At 28.7% G+C, this 603-nt stretch carries 1 protein-coding gene; it reads right to left on the bottom strand.

All coding sequences use genetic code 11. The features are described 5' to 3' along the window. A partial coding sequence (locus tag L8W57_RS07845; protein WP_263662328.1) for a hypothetical protein occupies positions 1 to 603 on the bottom strand: 603 nt, incomplete at both ends.

Below are 603 nucleotides of genomic sequence, written 5' to 3'. Positions count from 1 at the left end.
GCTTTAAATGGAGCCTTAGAAGTAATAACTGCCTTAGCTTCACCACTAGCATTAAATGTTGCTTCTTGATTACCTAAAGTAGCGTCTCCACTTAAACTCCATTCTATTTTTTCATTAGGCTTACCACCTTTTATAGTTACATCAACATGATCAAGTTTTGGATCTTTTAAAGCTTTGATGTTTTCACTTTCATAAGCATGGATTTTATCTTTACTAAAACTAATGCTTGGGGTGTATTGGTGGAGTTTGATAGTATCACTTGTCTTAGTATCTTTTATATCTCCTTGTTTTAAATATTCAATACTAATCTTGAAATCTTTAATACTATAATCACTAATGCCACTAAATTCTAAAGTAGCTTCACCCTTATCATTAACATTAAAGCTTTCTTTTTTAGGAGTAACTTTTTCATCTTTTAATACTTTTACAGCACTATCAGCTAATAAACCACTAACAGTAATTTTAAAATCACTCTTATAATCTATGGTATTTAACTCACTTTTAAAGCTTGGATATACAAATATAGGATCAAATTTTCTAACATCATAAGTAATAGTTTTACTTAAATTTTTACCCATAGCATTTACACTAATTACAGGATTA

This window comes from Campylobacter sp. IFREMER_LSEM_CL1890 (assembly GCF_025772045.1).
In the GTDB taxonomy this organism is placed as follows: Bacteria; Campylobacterota; Campylobacteria; order Campylobacterales; family Campylobacteraceae; genus Campylobacter_D; species Campylobacter_D lari_D.
Note: the sequence above shows the minus strand (reverse complement) of the source record. Positions and strands in the feature narration are given on the sequence as shown.